Source organism: Wolbachia endosymbiont (group A) of Andrena hattorfiana (assembly GCF_947179565.1).
Taxonomy (GTDB): Bacteria; Pseudomonadota; Alphaproteobacteria; order Rickettsiales; family Anaplasmataceae; genus Wolbachia.
On sequence record NZ_CAMXBT010000003.1, the window covers coordinates 54,169 to 69,690 of the forward strand.

The window sequence follows — 15,522 nt, forward strand, 5'->3', positions numbered from 1 at the left end:
GTGTCATTCCAGTGTCAAGCACTGGAATGACACCATTTCCGTGAATATTCCTCTTAATTTGTAACTAACCTAAGCCATAAATATTAAGAAATTTACCAAACGAAAAAAAGGCAAAAGAAACCCCGTTGGTGACTAGTTATTTATATGTACTTCAAGATATTAGCGTTTTTTATTCTAAACGCTACGATTCAGCCGCTTTTAAATGCGATTAATCTAAATTATAAACGTTAAGAAATTTACTGAGCGGAAAAAAAGGCAAAGAAACCCTAGGGTAGCTAGTATTCAAATTCTCCCTTGTCTATTTGACGTCTTTTACTGTCTTAAACGCTTTATAAGCGCGTTTCAGCTTATATAGGTAGAAACCTAGAAGTTTTATAAAGACATGAGGTGCACATAGTGCAAAAATTAAGCATGATTTACGCCAAATACATTAAGTTTTTTGTCATTAATCCACTTCAGAGATTGCGAAGATAAATAAATAGCTTCACTGTTATGATAAGGGGGCTGGCGAAGGGTGCCAAGGAAGTTTTTCGTTTCTATAGCTACTTGGATGACACCATAGGTTATTTAGGCAACAGAGAATTTTACAAAAATCTATTTTTAACTTACACTGCAATTTTAAACCTACAACTTATGTACAACAGGCTTATAGTCAAATCTTTTTCAGTGTTATGCATCTGTTTACTTGCTTTATACATAACACTGCCAAATTTCTTTGATAATAAGCTTTTTATTTCGAAAAAAAGAATAAACTTAGGCCTTGACCTGAAAGGAGGGGCATCTTTGCTTCTAAACATAGACTTAGACTTCTATTTTAAGGAAAAGCTAAGCATGCTAGCAGGTGAGATAAAAGAGACATTGCTAACAAAAAATATTGAATCTAACGTACAAAATAGCGAACAAGTAATTGTAACTTTAAATAATATTGATGATTATAAAAAAGCATCTGTGTTGATTAATGCGATAAATCCAAATTTAGAGCTAAATAGAAAAGATTCTTCAATTCTCATTTCGTATAAACCCCATTATAAAAATTCTTTGATCAGTGAAGTAGCTGCAGAATCAATAAACAATGTCCAGCGCCGTTTGGACAAACTTGGCACAAAGGAAGTCAGCGTTCAAAAACAAGGGCAGAATAAAATATTAGTGCAGGTGCCTGGAGTAGAAGACACCAAGCAGATAAAATCTCTGCTTGGCAAAACTGCTAAACTAGCTTTTCATTTGGCAAACACTAACATAGCCAAGGTGCAGGATATAGATCACGAAACTACTGTCATGCTCAAGGATTCTTTAGGTAATTCTTATCCAATATTCCGCAAAACTGAAATAGGTGGCGATTCGCTGGTTAACGCATCAGTTAGATTTGGTCACTTAGGTAAACCAACAGTGCATTTTAAATTTGACAGCATAGCGAGTAAAAGATTCGCGAAAATCACTAAAGAAAATGTGGGAAAACCTTTTGCAATTGTTCTGGATAACACAGTCTTAACAGTACCTACAATACGTGAGCCAATTTTAAATGGAGAGGGAGAAATTAGCGGTAATTTCACTGAAAAACAAGCAAGCGAACTTGCAATACTTTTTAAATCTGGAGCACTGCTAGCACCACTTAAAATAATTGAAGAAAAAAACATTGGCCCAAGCCTTGGAGAAGAATCAATAAAGGCAGGGGAAATGGCAGCAACAATCTCTATTATAGCCGTGGCTTTATTTATAATTATCACTTACGGCAAATTAGGTATATTAGCTTCTGTTGCGCTTTTTTCTAATGTAATTCTTATATTATCAATTCTCACTCTGCTTGAAGCAACTCTAACTTTACCTGGAATTGCAGGTATTGCACTCACTGTCGGTATGGCGGTGGATGCAAATGTTTTAATATTTGAGCGAATTCGCGAGGAAATCAAATCTGGCAAGAGAGTGGAACGTGCTATTGAAGAAGGGTTTAAAAACGCTATAAAGACAATACTGGATTCAAATATCACAACACTCATTGCTGCAGGAATAATGTTCATTATTGGCAGCGGAGCAATTAGAGGCTTTTCTGTCACTTTATCAATAGGAATTTTATGTTCGATGTTTTCTGCAATCACAGTCACAAAACTCCTGATAGAGTTGTGTATGAACCCGAAGGAACTAGTGCTTTGTTAGTCAACCACCTTCATTCCCACAACGTTATATCCTGAATCGACGTGCAAAATTTCTCCAGTAGTGCCACTACTTAAGTCGCTTAATAAGTATAACGCTGTCTTGCCAACATCCTCTATTGTAACATTGCGTCTAAGCGGAGAATTATTTCTATTCCATTCTGATATGAAGTGAAAATCGCTTATTCCAGAAGATGCTAAAGTTCTGATTGGACCAGCGGAAATTGCATTTACTCTGATATTTTGTGGCCCGAGATCACATGCTATATATTTTACACTTGCTTCAAGTGCTGCTTTACATAAACCCATAACGTTATAATTTGGCATAACTTTTTCAGCGCCATAATAAGATAAAGTAAGTAAACCACCACCACCTGACATCATTTTTTCAGCTCTTTGCGCTAAAGCAGTGAAAGAATAGCACGATATATGCATTGCATTGAGGAAGTTATTCAGTGAAGTATTGACATATTTACCATCTAACTCATTTTTATCGGAGAATGCTATTGCATGCACCAAAAAGTCAAGAGTACCCCATTTTTTCTCTATTATTTCAAAAGCGTTATCTATGATTTTTTCATTTGAAACGTCACAGTGTAATATTAGCTCCACATTTAATTCATCTGCTATTGGTGATAGTTTTTCTTTTATTATTTCATTCTGATAGGTGATTGCAAGTTCTGCCCCGTGCTCTGAGAGAGCTTTTGCTATACCGCATGCTATCGATCTCTTATTTGTTATTCCAGTTATTAACCCCTTTTTGCCTTGTAATAGACTTGTTGTCATAGAACTATCTGTTTTTTATAATTTGGAGTATTAACTAGATAAAGTCAATTATGTTTTAAAACATTTTTTGCAGTAACTTGAAGTCTAATACCACTGTTAACAAAAAGGCAGCGATGAGAGTTTCTATAGCTAACCCAAGAAAGGTTTCCCTACGTCATACCGCCGCGGATAGATTACGCTAACGAGTAGCGGAATGACGGTTTTTCAAATTGTAGGTAAACCTAAGCCACTTTAGCTATAGCAGCCGTCTATCTTAGATTGCTTCTTATTAAAAAAAACAAAGCCTTATTAATTAAATATTATAGTTAATAATTACACTCTTTTGATAAGTAATTAAAATAGTGTTAAATTGTGTGCATAAAATAATTAGTGAGGTTGCAATGTTAAGCAGTATTATAAAAGTAAAATTAGAGAAAAACTGTTGTCCTTTTGAGGAATTAGAAAACTTCTTTGCTGAAAGGGTATTTCATATAGATGATCGAAAAGGATTCAAAGATTCTTCAGTAAAGTTAGTTATCGAACATGGATACGATGAAACTTTAACTCTACCAAGAGAAGCAATACCTAATTCTTTCGCTTTGCAGCTTTTGTCTTCGCTTTATAGAGGAAATGCACTAGCTTTACCTATTATATTAAAATACCTTGCTCATAGAAATTTATCCAAAGATTTTGATGAGATCAGTACAAAATTACAGGCCAAAATGGATCAAGATATACAAGAAGCGGAGCTACAAAACAATTCTAAAATTTCTAAAAAAATTGAGGTATGCAAACAAGACATTTTAAATGTTCTTAGTGACGGTAAATCAGTATTGAGTGATCAATTGAAGCAAAAATACTATTCTATACTAGAAAATGAGGTTGCAAAATTAAAGGCTGAGATTTCAAAAGAACTAGAAGACTATACTAACAACACTAACATTCACGAAATATATCAAAGCCTTAACAGTAAAATAAAGAAAATAAAGCATTATAATAAAATAGTAGAGCATGCACTTTGTACTTCTGCTGTTTTCGCAACGTCTTTATTGAGTGCTCCATTGATAGCATTGTTTGTAATTGAAGGTGGAGTTGGTAGTTATTTAGAGGCTCTTATGTATACAAGCTCCATTTTTGGTTGTTGCAACGTTAGCACTTATAATAGCAGGTGTAGCTTACTTAATAGAGAGGCACTATGAGCAAAGTTTTGCAAAAGAAATGCAAGACTTTATAGAAGGACCAAAATATGTAGATAAAGCAACTAATACTGAAGATGTGAAGAAATTAGAACAAGAAGAAACAGAAGTAGGCGGTTTAATAAATCTTTCTGGCAATTGTGAGATGAATTATAAGGGAGAACCTTCGGCACCACCATGGCAAGAACCTAAGCAGCCAGGATTGTATCTAGATCTTTCAGAAGAACTTTTAGCATTACCAAGCAGTAATTTTAATTCTGCTCTACCTCCATCTAATACAGCAAGGGGTGTAATTCAGAGCTAGAGGTTATGATTGTAACAAAGACATAAAAAAAACGGACAAGTCAAGCAAAGTTACAAACGTAATTTTGCTTGACTATCCATTTATCACCACCTAAAGCAGCTAACAAAGCCATCTCATATGACATTTTGTCTATACCTAATTAAGCATATCAATAAGTAAGTAAATTTTAATATAATCTTATTATACTTATAAATATGCTGTATATAGCTAACCTAAGTAAGGTTTTCCCGAGTGCTAAAATCAATAGCCGAATTGATATCGGGCCAAAAGCTTGGCAGCGCTTTTTTTTTATGGCATGCTTGATGGCAAACCAGAACTTCTCAATTGGATTTAAATCAGGCGAGTATGGCGGCAAAAATAAAACTTTACATCCAACACTTTCTATTAATTTTCTCGTTCTTTCAGACTGACCTTACCCAGAAAAAGTGGAGAGAAAGTTAAGACGTTTTTGTCATGAGAATGATGCATCAAATTGTGCAGGAATGCAATAATTAATAGTAGAATGCCTACGTTGTTTGTTATAAAAGATTTCTATGTATTCAAATATGGCAGTTCTGGTTTGTTGAGCGAGAAGTATCAATAAGCAGCTCCCTTTTGAGTGAACTTTTCTGCAACAGAGTTATCGTAACAACATCCCTTATGGCTCATGCTGGAAATGATGTTTTTTGTATTCAATAGAAATTGGTAATTTTGAGAGGTATACTGTGAACCTTGATCGCTATGTAACAGCAGATTTTTATCGGGTTTGCGCTTATTAACGGCCATCAATAAAGAGTCAATAACCAATTGTTTATTTATTGAGCTACTCATTGACCAGCCAACTACCATACGTGAATATAGGTCAATTATTGCTGCCAACAACCTTCCTTAGTTTTTATATAAGTAATATCGTTTACCCAAACTTTATTTGGCTGATCAGTGGTGAATTTTTGATCCAATGTGTTCGGAGCCACAACTCGGTTGCTTATTTGCTGTTTTTTATTTTTGAACCTTCGTCTAAGTTTGGCTTTAATGCCATTTTCTTGCATAACACTTTGTACTGTTTTGATGTTATAATTTTTGCCTAAAGCTTTTAATTCAGCGTGAATTTTAGGGATCTGCATTTGGATGCTTTTTTTGAACATCTGCTTTTATTTGCTGATTCTCTACTGCTTATTTTCCTTGTAGTCCACTTATAGTGGCAACTAGCAGATACATTCAAAACCCTACATAGTTCCTGTATTTTATAGCAATTTCTATATAAAAGAATACTTTACTCTTTTTGTTTGGTCAGGGCTTTTTTTTTAATGTCTCTTTCTCTTGTTACTCTTGCTAGTTCTTTTTTTAGATCAAATCTTTCTTTGTCATAAGGAGCCTTTGTCTGGAAATGCGTATGCTTCTGACATTTTTCCATCATATTTTCTTACCCATTTACTTAACATACTGCCATCTATGCCTAGATCTTTTGCTATTTTTGTACTTCTGTTTCTTTAACCAGCTTAACAGCTTCTAATTTGAATCCTGCTGTATATTCCCTTCTATTTGCCATATTTTGAAAAAACGTTTTATTTTACTCCAAAAACATCTTAACTTTCTCTCTACTTTTTCTGGGTAAGGTCACTAGACACTTATGCAGCTGTGCATAGAATTACAGAAGAGACTTGCGTTAGATATTGTTTATTTACTTTCGATCTTTTCTATCAATTTTTTAACTAAGCCTCTTAGCTTTTTACTGGATTCATCAAGCTCTTGAATCTGCGAGCTATGCTCTTTCATTAGTTCCTTATAGTTACCTCTTATGTAGTCAATCATTTCCTTCATCTGAGCAATCATCTTGTTAACATCCATACTACCCAAATCAGGTACCATGCCAGGCATAGCCCCTTCTAACATACCGCCAGCCATAAGCTGCTGGGACATTTGCATAAATGGTTTTAAAGTCTGATTAAGCAATTCAGGATCCTTGGCTAATTTTTCTATTTGTTCTTTGCAAGTATCCATATACTGCTTCATAAATTCATCTTCTTGTCCTTTGTCTATCATAATATGTCTACCTAAAAACACGTATTCTTTATTATATATCGTTTTTAAATTAAAAACAATACAAAATACCTATCACAATTGCATTAATACTTTTTAAACAATAAAAAATGCTCCTTTGCTTACAAATGGTCACATACCTTCTTTAACCATTCCTTATCTTTTACGCTATTTTCTAAGTTTTCATAGACAAATTGATGATAGCTATTTATCCATTCAATTTCATCTTTAGTAAGCATTTGCACATCTATTAGCCTTCTATCATATGAAATTAAGGTCAGTTGTTTGAAATGTAAAAAGCTATTTTCTTGTCTGTCGACATACATCAGATTTTCAATTCTTATTCCATACTCTCCCAGAATGTAATAACCAGGTTCGTTGGAAAGTATCATTCCTGGCGTGAGTTTCACTTTATTGCCCTTTGATATTGCTTGTGGTCCTTCATGTACTGATAGGTAACTTCCTACTCCATGCCCTGTACCATGCATATACTCCATTCCAAATTTCCATAAATGCGTACGTGCCAATATATCCAATTCTCCACCAGTAGTGCCAGAAGGAAAGATGACACTTGCTACAGCAATGTGAGCTTTCAATACTATTGTATAGTGGGTTATTTGCTCACTAGTCGGATTACCAACCACTACAGTTCTTGTCACATCAGTTGTGCCATTAAGGTATTGGCCACCAGAGTCAATCAAATATAGTCCACTTTTCTGAATTACCTTATTCGTCTTACTGCTTGCACGATAGTGAATTATTGCACCATTTTCATTAAATGCGGAAATTGTTGGAAAACTTGGTTGCTTAAACAAATTCTGTTCTTTTCTGTATTCTAAAATCTTTTCTTCAGCTTCAAGTTCTGTACCAACATTACTTTCAAGCCAATGTAGAAAGTTTGTAACTGCCACTCCATCTCTGATATGTGCATTTATAGCCCCAGCTATTTCAGTTTGGTTTTTTACTGCTTTATAAATTAGACAAGGATCTTCTCTTTCAGCTACATGTTTATCTTTTATTACAGCCATGATACTCATTGGAGTTGTGTTTGGATCTATAACTATTGAATTTAGCTTGTGCAGCGAATTTTCTAGCTCACTAATATCAAAAATATTTATATGATTGCCTAAATTTGCTTCTATAGTTGAATGTTCTTTATCTTGAATAAACAAATCAACATTACCGCTTTTATACAATATAGCACGGCCCAATATACATGGAGTATATTTGGCATTTTCATTTCTTAAATTTAATAGCCATGAAATTGAATTTGGATCAGTTAAAAGCACTGCTTCAGCTTCTTTATCTATGCTTTTAGCGACTTTTTCACATTTATTCTTGCTACTTTCACCAGCATATTTAATAGAATGTAAAACCACTGCTTGTTTTCGATAGTCACTTTTTTTTCCAGCTAAACAGGGTATTAATTTACAGATATTCTCATACTTTCTTATATCTTCTATGGTAAAATATTGCAAATAGTAACCTAGTGAGGTGGTCAATGTTAAGTTTGCTTTTACCCATTCGCGTGGATCCTCTTCTTGTATATTATATACTTGAAAATTGCCCCGATCGAGCTGATTGCGAGCTTGTGTGATATAGCGTCCATCCGTAAAAAATGGGCACTTGTTGTCTTTTGTAACGATAAGTAGCCCATTTGTTCCTGTAAAGCCACACAGCTTTGTTAGCTCCTCTGAATACTCATTTAAATATTCATCTTTAGTATGCAACATAAATGCGTCAACATTTGTTTCACACATAAAAGAACGAAATTCTTCGATTTTTGACATATACCTCACGCAAAACTAGCAGCTACTTTCGTTTTCTTATTCCTAAGGTACACTAATATGCTCACTATCGCTGCGGGAGTGATGCCTTGTATTTGCTTTGCAATGCCAATCGTCGCTGGTTTTATCGTCTCCAACTTTTCTATTACTTCACTTGACAGGCCTTTAACTTGTGAATAGTTAAAATCAATTGGAATTTGAGTGTTAATTTCCTCTCGTAAAAACTTCATATCTGCTTCTTGTCTTATTAGATAAGGTTTGTATTTTGCTTCAATTTCAACTGCTTCGCATATTTCATTCTTAGTTATGCTACCCATTGCAGCGTCATTCCAGCGCGTAACGCTGCTTTTTTCCTGGATCCTAGTGTCAGCTACTCGGATAATATGAGAGTGTCCTGAGATGACGGAAGAGGATCCAGTATCCGTTGTGCAGCGCGTGATGCTGCTTAACTCCGGCCATATTTCTTGTAATTTATTCCAGTCGATGTTTGGATAGCTGAGTAAATCTAGTGCCGTTTTTCTTATCCCATCATAAGATATTTTAATACCATAAGACCTAAGCTGCTTAGGAGTAATCGTCAGACTCCCTAACTTCTCTTCAAGCTGCTTAATGGATTTAAGTTTATTCTGTAAAACAGAGTATCTCTCATGCGAAACAAGGGAAATATCATAACCTTTTTGTGTTAATCTTCTATCCGCATTGTCTGACCTGATAGCTAGCCTATATTCTGCACGTGAGGTAAATAATCTATAAGGCTCGATCACCCCTTTGGTGACCAAATCATCTATCATTACACCGATATATGAATCTGTGCGGTGAAGAACAAAGCTTTCTTTTTTTTCAGATGCAGAGAGTGCTGCATTAATTCCGGCGATAATTCCTTGCCCTGCTGCTTCTTCATATCCAGTGGTGCCATTAATTTGGCCAGCAAAATATAGACCTTTAATTTTTTTAGTTTCAAGAGTATGGCTTAGTTCTCGTGGATCAATATAGTCATACTCAACTGCATATCCAGACCTCAATATTTCTGCGTTTTCAAGTCCTTTGATACTCTTTATCATTTCATTTTGCACTTCAACAGGCAATGAATTTGAAATTCCGTTTGGGTATACAGTATCATCATCCAGCCCTTCTGGTTCTAAAAATATTTGGTGACTACTTTTTTCTGCAAATTTATTAACTTTAACTTCAATGGATGGGCAGTATCTTGGTGCAACAATGTCATCCAAATACGAAGAAGCTGACCTATGAAGATTTTCTCTAATTATTTTATGCGTATTTTCATTAGTATGGGTAATAAAGCATGATACCTGAGGTTGGTTAATTTTTTCTGTGAGATAAGAAAACGGCACAGGTGGGTTATCACCCACTTGTTCTTGCAATATTGACCAGTTTATAGTATTACGATCAAGTCTTGGTGGAGTTCCGGTACGCAGTCTACCTAATCTAAAATCATACTTCTTCAACGTATTTGCAAGTTCTACTGCAGACTTATCTCCCATTCTTCCTGAAGGAGTTGTTTGCTCTCCTATATGAATCACACCCCGCAGAAAAGTCCCTGTAGTTAGAACGACTTTACTTGTTGGTATACGTTCACCTGAGCTTATCATTACAGCTTTAATGCACGGTTCTCCATTGCCATTACTTTCTATAAGAAAATTGTCAACTGACTCTTCTTTTACCGTCAAATTGTTATAATTTAGAATAATTTCCTGTATTGCCTGCTTATATAATTTTCGGTCTGCCTGTGCACGTGGTCCCCATACTGCTGCACCTCTGCTGCTATTTAAAATGACTGAGTGTATGCTTGCTTGATCGATTGCTCTTCCCATTATTCCATCAAGAGCGTCAACTTCCCTGACTACAACACCCTTTGCAACTCCTCCAATTGCTGGATTGCAGGACATTTCTCCTATAGTTGAAATTTTATGAGTTATAAGCAGCGTGTTTGCACCAAGGCGAGCTGCCGCAGCAGCAGCTTCGCACCCTGCATGACCACCACCTACTACTACTACGTCATATTTATGCATGCTTCTTTGAGTAATTCTACTCTCTAATATTCCGATTATCAACGGTTAATGTCAAATCTTGTTATTCCAATGTTACACACTGGAATAACAGAAACCTTACTTGATTAGCTTAAACTTTCTTCCTTCCCTTTTGAAGAAAAGTGCTCAACTATAGGAGAGATAATATAATCGTTCACTTTGTCAGCTACAAAGTACCCTGCAATTGGCGCTATTACTGCTATTGCTCCTATTGTTGCACCTGCTAAAACTGCAGATCCGGCTCCAAGCATTATACCAGGAGAAATAGCAGTTGCAGCTGCAGCAAGACCAACTCCAATTGCAGCGCTTATGGGTGCTGCAATACTGAAAACTGTACAACCTTTTTTAGAATCTATTCCATCAGATTTGCACAGCAAACATCCTGCAAAAAAAAATATAGCCGCTGCTGGAATTATAGAACCAACAATTCCACCTATGGCTAAAGGTGAAAAAGCTGTGACACTTAATCCCAAACCTGTAAGTGCCCCTATTGCAGTGCCTATTAATGATACTCCAATCACCAATATTAAAGTCTTTTTGTCCATCAAAAGGGAGCTGCTTATTGATACTTCTCGCTCAACAAACCAGAACTGCCATATTTGAATACATAGAAATCTTTTATAACAAACAACGTAGGCATTCTACTATTAATTATTGCATTCCTGCACAATTTGATGCATCATTCTCATGACAAAAACGTCTTAACTTTCTCTCTACTTTTTCTGGGTAAGGTCATTTACATCCGCTCCCTTTTCTATCAAGTGCCTTACTACCTCAGGCTCACGTTCTATAACAGCGCAAAATAAGGAAGTACAACCATGACTATCTTTTGAATCAACATCATATCCCATTTCTTCTATATAATATTTAACTATATTTAGTAAACCTTCTCTAGCGGCAATATGTAAACCTATCTTTTTTCCGTTAGCTTCATTCATAGTCATACCTAAAAACTATTACATACAGAAATTATAGAAGATATTCTATAAACACAAAATGTATTTCTATACAGCCCTACTTCCTTTCTTTATTGAAAAGTTTAGAAAAATGTTGTATAATTATTACAGTAGTAGATTTTGGTAAAACATATGGCAAACGCTAACATAGCTCTCAGTAAAGAAATTTTGCAGAATCTTACTAAGTTATCTGAACTTACTAAGCAGCCTGCTCAAGAATTAGCAGAGGAACTACTCGGAGAAGCAATTGAACTTGAAATGGACGACTTTTTATTATCTGTGGTTGCTGATCAATATGATATTGAAAGTGCAGAAACGGTTGATTACGAAGACGTTAAGTGGAGATGTTGATCATAAAGACGCCAAGTGGAAATAAAGCATTACAAAATTAAATTTTTAAAGAATGTTACTGAAAAAGATCTTCCAGCTTTACCGGTAACAATAGAGTCAAGAGTAAATAAAGCAATACAGGAACGGCTTACGGTCGATCCAGTGAATCTTGGTGAGCCTTTACACTATAGCTTTAAAGGGTTTAGAAGACTAAGAGTTCCGTATTATATATCATGTAAACACTGTGAAATATGAAGTAACTATCGTTGCAATAGGACATAGAGACACCATTTACGAGAAGGCTTTGAAGATAATCAATAAATATATTTTTCAATAAATTTTACCCTCCTTTTTTATCAAGTTACATAAGTAAATTATACAGAAAATCATAAAGATTATATATATTATACAGCCCTCCTTCCTGATCCATTCTCTACCTTAGGTGGCTTTGCTCAGCTCAAAAAAAGCTCATTTTTTTGGTTACCCCCCTATAAATTATATATTATATGTATAATATAATATATAATTAGGGGAGAGGCGACGAAAACAAGATTTAGAGTTTGAGGAGCCTCCGGTTTAAGGTAGAGAATGGATCAGGAAGGAGGGCTCAGGGTCGATGGACATTATCGCCAGAGAGATCAACTATGTTTTTGTAGGAAGTTCAGCAAGCCTTGTGCGAAACCCTGTTTTCAAACCATAGTGTTCGTGCAAGTGTTGCCATCTTTAACCTTTTCTTGCATATTGAAACTATAAAATTCAATTTATGTACTTACGCTCTATAACCCCAGTTTTAGAAGGATTTTCTAACTGCTTTGGGCATTACAAAGTCTGGTAAAACAACTATTGCAAAAACGTGTACGTATCTTTAGAAAATATTGACACTCGTTTTCAAGCGCAACTAGGCTCTGTGGACAAAAAATATGAAAAGAGAGAAAAAGATGGTAGTTTAGCCTAATAGGTAAAAAATGGAGAAACTACCATATGCAATATTACATCAAAGAGGAAAATTGGAAACAAATTTTAGAGTTCATAAAAAGCGTAAAAGGAATGCACAGCAAAGATGAAAAACGTTTAAGAATATTCATAGAGGCAGTGTGGTACATAGTGCGAAGTGGTTGCCAATGGAGACTTTTACCAAAAACTTATGGTAATTACAGGAGTATACATAAGCGATTTAAAAGATGGTGTGAAAGAGATGTCTGGAAAAAATTGCTTGAATATACTAAACAAGAGCCTGATTTAGAAGTTGCTATAATCGACGATACGATCATCCGAGCCCATCCATGTTCATCTGGATATACAAAAAACTCCAAGGATCAAGAAGCTTTAGGGAGGAGCAAAGGTGGCTTTACAACTAAAATACATGCGCTTGTCGATGCACTTGGAAATCCACTTAAATTTACTCTGACTCCTGGTCAAAGAAATGAAATTACGCAGGCACAAGTGTTAACCGAAAGTATCTATAACTCTACTGTAGTAGCTGACAAGGGCTACGATAGCAATGCCTTTGTTATAAGTCTTGAAGACAAGGGATGTACAGTAGTTATTCCGCCAAAACGGAATCGAAAAGTGCAAAGGTATTACGATGAGCATATCTACAAAGAACGTCATTTGATTGAGTATTTTTTTGGTAAAATTAAAAATTTTAGGCGCATTTTTTCCAGATTTGATAAAACTGCTGAGGTTTTTATGGGTTTTCTCAATTTTGTTGGAGCTCTTGTATGGCTTCTCTAAAATTTTGTCCACAGAGCCTAGAAGCTGAGGAAATAGAGAAGAAGTTAAAAGCAATGAGAAACCAGAAGGAAGAGGTGGTTGATGAAAAGGAACTACAGAGGGAAATAGATTTTATCATAAGTAGTATAAAAGGTTTTGCCTCTGTGGTTGAATCAGAACTTGGTCAAGCAGATTGGGAGGCTAAGCTTAATATAATTAGAGCATTAATCAAACGCGTTGAAATTGATCACGATAATATACATATAGTGTTTCGATTTCAAGAACTTGCCCTGGCGGAAATGCAGAAAAAAAATGTTCAACATTATATCAGGAGTCCAGTATTACGTAATTGGCGTCTTATTTTTAATTTTTTGTACTATGCGCACCTTATGTCTTCACAACATTTCTAGCTATATAAGCTGAAACGCGCTTATATAGCGTTTAAGACAGTATAGAACGCCAATTTGCAGGATTAGAGAGTGACAACTAGCTAACACGGGATTTCTTTTGCCTTTTTTTCTGCTTAGTAAATTTCTTAAACATTTAAACTAAGGTGAGTTGCATTTAAAAGCAGCTGAGTCGCGGTTATTAGACGTTTAAAACATAAAAAAACGCCAATGTTTTTAAATAGATATTAACCGGGGTTTCTTTTGCCTTTCTTTTCATTTGGTAAATTTCTTAAATATTTATGGTTAAAAGAGCCCAAGAGAGGTGTCATCCAAGTAGCTGACACTGGAATCTAGTCTTTATTATGCAGCCACTTATTTAAAGTTAAGTTTTCTGGATCCAAGTAGTCAGGGCACTGGGATGACATCCTGCTTAGCAAAGATTTCTCTTAAATCACACCTTTTGCATATATGAACTTACGTGTTCAACTTTATTTTTTTCCATTTCTCTATAGCTTGGTAATGTAGAATTTTTTATATGCAATCCGGTACATACTGCAACCAAAGCAGCTACAATACCGCAAATTGCTGCACCAGCCGCAAATGGAACCATTACAGCAGCAGCAATGAATAATCCTGTAATAACAACTCCAACAGCATCTTTCGTTAATGAGGTGTAAAAATTTTTCTTATATTTAGTTTCTTTTTCATTTGGCACAGAAAATTGAGCATCTACGAAGCCGTTAGCTTTATTATCATTATTTGGTGTGGCAGTTTGGTCAGTCCTTGTTGATACAGGTGTTTTATTTTCGTTATTATGATTTAGCTGGCCATTTGGTGTATTTACAGGTCTACTACCAATGTTCCCATTACTGCTGCAAGGTTTTGCTCTGTTTTTTTCTACATTAGGTGTTTCTGGTACAATAAAGTTTAAAAGCACCTGAGAAATTTCTTCTTGTCTATTATTTATAGCCAACTCTAAAGCTGCTTGTCTGCTTTCATCATTTACATAACCTAAAAATACCCCAACTTCTTGGACATTACCTTGAACAATAGCAGAACACAAAGCGTTAAATTTTTTCGTTTCATCAAACTTATCACTACCCAAAAGTACCTTAACAACGTCAGCTTGTTTTGTTATTGCAGCTATGCCCAATATAGTTCTGGAAGCAGTATCTTTAAAATCGATTCCAATGTTTAAATTTGTGAACAACTCAACAACCTTTAGAAATATACTGCGATCGTCGGTAATACTAGGCCCTTCTGAACGAACAGCATAATAAAGCAAAGTCCAACCATTTTGATCTATTATTTCTTTATCTATTTTCTCCTTTTTGAGTTCCTTATCAAACTCCCCAGCAGTTATATCGGGGTTTTGAGTTATAATTTCCTTTATCTTTTTATATGACGTAGCAAGTTGAGCATCTCTGGAGTTACTAGAATCTACTTCATTGCTGTCTGCTTTATTTTCTCCTATATCAGGTGTGTTTTGCCCCTCTTCTTCCTTGTTTATTGCTGCGGTTATTTGCTCTTGTTGAAGGGGTTTACACCCATTTTGGAGGAGAAAATCCTTAACGCGTGTGTTGTTATTTTCGGTTGCATGTTTTAGAAGTAAGTCTCCTAATGAATTGTCTCCTTCACATTTATCTTGGAAATTAACTTCTTTCCACTTTGGTTCCTTTTGCAAATCTTTAAGACTAGCAATTCCCTTATCATCATATTTTACAATTGTAGCTACCTTTCGATACAACTCTCTAATATCATCATTACTATATACCATAACTAAACCTACTACTATATGTTAGTTTATTATAGCAACTTTCCCACAACCAGTCAAGACATATTGCAGTTTCAAGCAGCATGATATATAT

The 15,522-nt window shown here is 35.2% G+C and carries 14 protein-coding genes and 3 pseudogenes; 8 read left to right on the forward strand and 9 right to left on the reverse strand.

Going from position 1 to position 15,522, the window contains the following annotated elements:
• The first annotated feature begins 633 nt into the window (after positions 1 to 633).
• Complete coding sequence (secD, locus tag OM966_RS05100) at positions 634 to 2,151, forward strand: protein translocase subunit SecD (protein WP_264329384.1); 1,518 nt, start codon at positions 634 to 636, stop codon at positions 2,149 to 2,151.
• Here the strand turns inward: secD and OM966_RS05105 are convergent.
• Positions 2,148 to 2,933 (reverse strand): enoyl-ACP reductase FabI, encoded by a 786-nt coding sequence (locus tag OM966_RS05105; protein ID WP_264329082.1) that lies wholly within the window; start codon positions 2,931 to 2,933, stop codon positions 2,148 to 2,150. The genes secD and OM966_RS05105 overlap by 4 nt on opposite strands.
• A 380-nt stretch (positions 2,934 to 3,313) precedes the next feature.
• Here OM966_RS05105 and OM966_RS05110 point away from each other — a divergent pair, with 380 nt between their 5' ends.
• Complete coding sequence (locus OM966_RS05110) at positions 3,314 to 4,111, forward strand: hypothetical protein (protein WP_264329083.1); 798 nt, start codon at positions 3,314 to 3,316, stop codon at positions 4,109 to 4,111.
• 19 nt (positions 4,112 to 4,130) lie between these two features.
• Entirely contained in the window at positions 4,131 to 4,412 is a 282-nt protein-coding gene (locus OM966_RS05115; RefSeq protein ID WP_264329084.1) for a hypothetical protein, read from the forward strand.
• A gap of 166 nt (positions 4,413 to 4,578) precedes the next feature.
• Here OM966_RS05115 and OM966_RS05120 read toward each other — a convergent pair.
• From OM966_RS05120 to OM966_RS05155, 6 genes and pseudogenes are all read right to left on the reverse strand, one after another.
• Positions 4,579 to 4,821, reverse strand: a pseudogene (locus tag OM966_RS05120) (transposase); the annotation flags it as partial.
• Between the two features lie 42 nt (positions 4,822 to 4,863).
• Positions 4,864 to 5,940: pseudogene (locus OM966_RS07580) on the reverse strand (IS3 family transposase).
• Between the two features lie 128 nt (positions 5,941 to 6,068).
• Positions 6,069 to 6,434 (reverse strand): hypothetical protein, encoded by a 366-nt coding sequence (locus tag OM966_RS05140; RefSeq protein WP_096641498.1) that lies wholly within the window; start codon positions 6,432 to 6,434, stop codon positions 6,069 to 6,071.
• A 119-nt stretch (positions 6,435 to 6,553) separates the two neighbouring features.
• Positions 6,554 to 8,221 carry an aminopeptidase P family protein gene (locus tag OM966_RS05145; protein ID WP_264329085.1) on the reverse strand — a complete coding sequence of 556 codons (1,668 nt, stop codon included), beginning with the start codon at positions 8,219 to 8,221 and terminating at the stop codon, positions 6,554 to 6,556.
• 5 nt (positions 8,222 to 8,226) lie between these two features.
• A complete protein-coding gene (mnmG, locus tag OM966_RS05150; RefSeq protein WP_264329385.1) occupies positions 8,227 to 10,248 on the reverse strand; it encodes a tRNA uridine-5-carboxymethylaminomethyl(34) synthesis enzyme MnmG in 2,022 nt (673 codons plus the stop codon).
• Between the two features lie 104 nt (positions 10,249 to 10,352).
• A complete protein-coding gene (locus tag OM966_RS05155) occupies positions 10,353 to 10,811 on the reverse strand; it encodes a hypothetical protein (RefSeq protein ID WP_264329386.1) in 459 nt (152 codons plus the stop codon).
• A gap of 32 nt (positions 10,812 to 10,843) precedes the next feature.
• Here OM966_RS05155 and OM966_RS07385 point away from each other — a divergent pair.
• Positions 10,844 to 10,957 (forward strand): annotated as a pseudogene (locus OM966_RS07385) (IS3 family transposase); the annotation flags it as partial.
• Positions 10,958 to 10,979: 22 nt separating this feature from the next.
• Here the strand turns inward: OM966_RS07385 and OM966_RS05160 are convergent.
• Complete coding sequence (locus OM966_RS05160) at positions 10,980 to 11,204, reverse strand: ankyrin repeat domain-containing protein (RefSeq protein WP_264329086.1); 225 nt, start codon at positions 11,202 to 11,204, stop codon at positions 10,980 to 10,982.
• A gap of 150 nt (positions 11,205 to 11,354) precedes the next feature.
• Between OM966_RS05160 and OM966_RS05165 the strand changes: the two genes are divergently transcribed.
• The 4 genes from OM966_RS05165 (at position 11,355) to OM966_RS05180 (ending at position 13,675) form a co-directional block, all read left to right on the forward strand.
• Positions 11,355 to 11,573 carry a hypothetical protein gene (locus OM966_RS05165; protein WP_264329087.1) on the forward strand — a complete coding sequence of 73 codons (219 nt, stop codon included), beginning with the start codon at positions 11,355 to 11,357 and terminating at the stop codon, positions 11,571 to 11,573.
• A 15-nt stretch (positions 11,574 to 11,588) separates the two neighbouring features.
• Complete coding sequence (locus tag OM966_RS05170; RefSeq protein WP_253309132.1) at positions 11,589 to 11,807, forward strand: type II toxin-antitoxin system RelE family toxin; 219 nt, start codon at positions 11,589 to 11,591, stop codon at positions 11,805 to 11,807.
• Positions 11,808 to 12,533: 726 nt separating this feature from the next.
• Positions 12,534 to 13,286 carry an IS5 family transposase gene (locus tag OM966_RS05175; RefSeq protein WP_264329088.1) on the forward strand — a complete coding sequence of 251 codons (753 nt, stop codon included), beginning with the start codon at positions 12,534 to 12,536 and terminating at the stop codon, positions 13,284 to 13,286.
• A complete protein-coding gene (locus OM966_RS05180) occupies positions 13,274 to 13,675 on the forward strand; it encodes a hypothetical protein (RefSeq protein ID WP_264329089.1) in 402 nt (133 codons plus the stop codon). The genes OM966_RS05175 and OM966_RS05180 overlap by 13 nt, the downstream gene beginning before the upstream one ends.
• Before the next feature lie 430 nt (positions 13,676 to 14,105).
• Here the strand turns inward: OM966_RS05180 and OM966_RS05185 are convergent, their stop codons facing one another.
• Positions 14,106 to 15,431 (reverse strand): ankyrin repeat domain-containing protein, encoded by a 1,326-nt coding sequence (locus OM966_RS05185; protein ID WP_264329090.1) that lies wholly within the window; start codon positions 15,429 to 15,431, stop codon positions 14,106 to 14,108.
• Between the last annotated feature and the right edge of the window lie 91 nt (positions 15,432 to 15,522).

Excerpts from the sequence above, each read along its gene's own strand:
- OM966_RS05185 (WP_264329090.1), bottom strand. The coding sequence starts at position 15,431 with ATGGTATATAGTAATGATGATATTAGAGAGTTGTATCGAAAGGTAGCT.
- OM966_RS05165 (WP_264329087.1), top strand. The coding sequence starts at position 11,355 with ATGGCAAACGCTAACATAGCTCTCAGTAAAGAAATTTTGCAGAATCTT.
- OM966_RS05145 (WP_264329085.1), bottom strand. The coding sequence starts at position 8,221 with ATGTCAAAAATCGAAGAATTTCGTTCTTTTATGTGTGAAACAAATGTT.
- OM966_RS05140 (WP_096641498.1), bottom strand. The coding sequence starts at position 6,434 with ATGATAGACAAAGGACAAGAAGATGAATTTATGAAGCAGTATATGGAT.
- mnmG (WP_264329385.1), bottom strand. The coding sequence starts at position 10,248 with ATGCATAAATATGACGTAGTAGTAGTAGGTGGTGGTCATGCAGGGTGC.
- OM966_RS05180 (WP_264329089.1), top strand. The coding sequence starts at position 13,274 with ATGGCTTCTCTAAAATTTTGTCCACAGAGCCTAGAAGCTGAGGAAATA.
- OM966_RS05105 (WP_264329082.1), bottom strand. The coding sequence starts at position 2,933 with ATGACAACAAGTCTATTACAAGGCAAAAAGGGGTTAATAACTGGAATA.
- OM966_RS05155 (WP_264329386.1), bottom strand. The coding sequence starts at position 10,811 with ATGGACAAAAAGACTTTAATATTGGTGATTGGAGTATCATTAATAGGC.
- OM966_RS05110 (WP_264329083.1), top strand. The coding sequence starts at position 3,314 with ATGTTAAGCAGTATTATAAAAGTAAAATTAGAGAAAAACTGTTGTCCT.
- OM966_RS05115 (WP_264329084.1), top strand. The coding sequence starts at position 4,131 with ATGCAAGACTTTATAGAAGGACCAAAATATGTAGATAAAGCAACTAAT.
- OM966_RS05175 (WP_264329088.1), top strand. The coding sequence starts at position 12,534 with ATGCAATATTACATCAAAGAGGAAAATTGGAAACAAATTTTAGAGTTC.
- secD (WP_264329384.1), top strand. The coding sequence starts at position 634 with ATGTACAACAGGCTTATAGTCAAATCTTTTTCAGTGTTATGCATCTGT.
- OM966_RS05160 (WP_264329086.1), bottom strand. The coding sequence starts at position 11,204 with ATGAATGAAGCTAACGGAAAAAAGATAGGTTTACATATTGCCGCTAGA.